Annotated in this window: 1 protein-coding gene and 3 pseudogenes; 1 reads left to right on the top strand and 3 read right to left on the bottom strand. The window is 43.5% G+C overall.

The features are described 5' to 3' along the window. Positions 1–45: 45 nt before the first annotated feature. The 3 genes and pseudogenes from Q1A70_RS19515 to Q1A70_RS19505 form a co-directional block, all read right to left on the bottom strand. A complete protein-coding gene (locus Q1A70_RS19515) occupies positions 46–390 on the bottom strand; it encodes an ATP-binding cassette domain-containing protein (RefSeq protein ID WP_299695599.1) in 345 nt (114 codons plus the stop codon). A 328-nt stretch (positions 391–718) separates the two neighbouring features. After that, positions 719–1,965, bottom strand: a pseudogene (locus Q1A70_RS19510) (ISL3 family transposase). Positions 1,966–2,021: 56 nt separating this feature from the next. Continuing rightward, a pseudogene (locus tag Q1A70_RS19505) lies at positions 2,022–2,312 on the bottom strand (hypothetical protein); the annotation flags it as partial. 12 nt (positions 2,313–2,324) lie between these two features. On the opposite strand from Q1A70_RS19505, the pseudogene Q1A70_RS20900 reads away from it, so the two are divergent. Further along, a pseudogene (locus tag Q1A70_RS20900) lies at positions 2,325–2,482 on the top strand (hypothetical protein); the annotation flags it as partial.

Raw genomic sequence — 2,482 nt, 5'->3', positions numbered from 1 at the left:
TCGCAGGCTCTTTGGCATCTCGAATTAATGATAACTTTCAAGCTCTCAAGCCTGCATCTTCAAGTTGAACGAGTATAGATGAGGCCAGAGTGCGAAATCTTGAAAAACCATGCCGAGATTGCGTTGCTGAATTGGCAATGACAGCGGTTTACTTTTCCCCGAAGGGCTGTTATCAGGCATATCATTTTTATAAACGATATGATCATGGATGGTGATTGTTCCGGAGCATGGTTGTTCAAGGCCTGCGATACTTCTTAGAAGGGTGGTTTTACCACAACCAGAAGGGCCAACAAGCGCCGCCAGTTCTCCTTGTTTAAGTGTTAAATCTACATCGGAAAGGGCTGTTGCGTCCCCAAATTTTTTGTTGATCTTTCGAATTATCAGGCTCATAGGAGTCACTAAAATTAAGTAATCTGGCTATCTTGACTTTTATTCATTAAAACACCATTACACTTATGTTAACTATTTATTAAAATGGAAGGGTTATTCAGTTGACATGAAATCATTATTTTATCTAGTTTTACTAGGGCAGTTATGCCTGTTCTGCTCCAGTCAAGCTGGACACTTCACTAAGCAACTTTCCGCTCTCCAAAGTTATCTATTTGAACTGTGTTATGGCTCTGTTGCATAAATCGAATTCAAGGCGCAACCCTTATAAAACAACTGATTTTCAAACAATATACTGAGTTTCAGGCATACCTAGCCGGCTCTTCTCCGCTTAGATGAGCTTGATTTCCGGATAAATGGTAGAGTGAGTTTCTAGGATTGAGGTTTGTCTAATCTTCAATTTAAAGTAATCAGTATCCCTTACTCCTCGGGCTCTCCGTCTAAGAAGACCTATCGATACATTCCCTGCTTCCACTCGGGCATTCGTCAGCTTATATTTTGCATAGTTGCAGACCCCAACTCTTCTCTCCCAAAGCGCGTCTGCAAAGTTGATGAGAGATAAGATCCTCGTCTTTTTAGCAAGCTGGCACCACGCACCAAGCGCTGCGATCATCAAGTCAAAATTACGTTCATCCCATAAGGCTTGAAGCTGCTCTTTGAGCATGTAAATCGTACAAAGAGTCTTATTGCTTTCCAGTAAATCATCTAGCCTATCTGACTGCTTATCACTTAATTTCGGCGCATTTTTGAGGAGTAAAAATAGCGTCCCTTTAAGCATTTTCTTCTCGTCATGTGTTCCTTTCCTAAACGCTTTATTACGCTCTTTCCTTATCAGAAGAGAGTAGTTCTGCATAACGTGAAACCGGTCAAAAACGATGTCTGCATTCGGAAGAGCGTTTCTCACTGCTGATTGGTAAGATTACCCCATATCCATTGATACCGCTTGGATGCCGTCTCTCGTTTGCGGTGATAATTGTTCAAAAAAGTTGATGAGTACGTTTGAAGTCCGCCCATGGTCAACCCAAATAAGTTGTCCTGAAACGAGATCATAAACGACGGTCATATAGTCATGGCCTTTAGCCCTGGCGACTTCATCAACGCCAATATGAACAAGGTTGGTCAACTTCTTAGGCTCTAAAGCAGGCAAGGTAGAGAGAAGGAATGCTTTATCGATATTTTTCACGGTTTCCCAGCGTATGTCTAAATGCTTCGACACTGCGTGGATGCTCATATAGCGGCACAGTCCACTAATAAAGTGACAGAACCTCTTTGTATAACGACTCCCCTTATCAACAAAATCAGCCTCTTCAATCAACCTTCGGCCGAGCCTATCCCTTGTCTGAGCCAATTCAATTTCTATAACGCAAGGGCGCAAGGGCGACCACTGACAGGTAAATCCGACAGGCGACGGTGAACATAGTGGTCGACGGTGCGCGGAGCTCCAGTCTCAGGATCAACAACTTTACAGCGTCTATCTCGCTTGCACTTGACGAGTACTGAATGAGAGCTTTCTTCAAGCGTTACAGACTGTACGGATTGGCCTTTAAAGTTAAATAGAGCGGAAGATAATAACGACAAACTACAATACTGACACATAAGGTGGTAAGCGATTATAAATCAATGTGTTAGCGGTTTTATTGTTGATTTATAGACTCATCTGAGCGGAGAAGAGCCCCTAGCCTAGTGAGTTTGTTCAACGCCTTGATCATGGCGTAAGTCTCTCCAACTTGAGCATTGTAGTTTCGCAAGCTTAATGAGGCGCCTAAAAGTTGCTTCACTCGGTGCATAGCTGTCTCTGACAGCAAGCGTTTGTGGTAGCCGTATTTCTGCTTCCATTTCTTGTTTGAACCGTAGAGTTTCTAACAGCCTACAGCTAGGTTCCTAGGGTGTCCTTTCTCCCAAAATACCGCGCCATTACGTGGGGGGGATCAAAGGTGTGGTTAGATAAATCGGTCACTCAGGTGCCCCCCAAAAGTAAACTGGGAGAGGCGATTAGCTACAGTCTCAATCAATGGTCGAAGCTAGGGCGTGTTGATCTTTGCTGTACATTTCGCGTTCAACAATACATCGGTAGCCACATCAACATGAATGCCAG

Source organism: uncultured Vibrio sp. (assembly GCF_947488985.1).
Taxonomy (GTDB): Bacteria; Pseudomonadota; Gammaproteobacteria; order Enterobacterales; family Vibrionaceae; genus Vibrio.
This window is presented reverse-complemented; position numbering and strand designations above follow the sequence as displayed.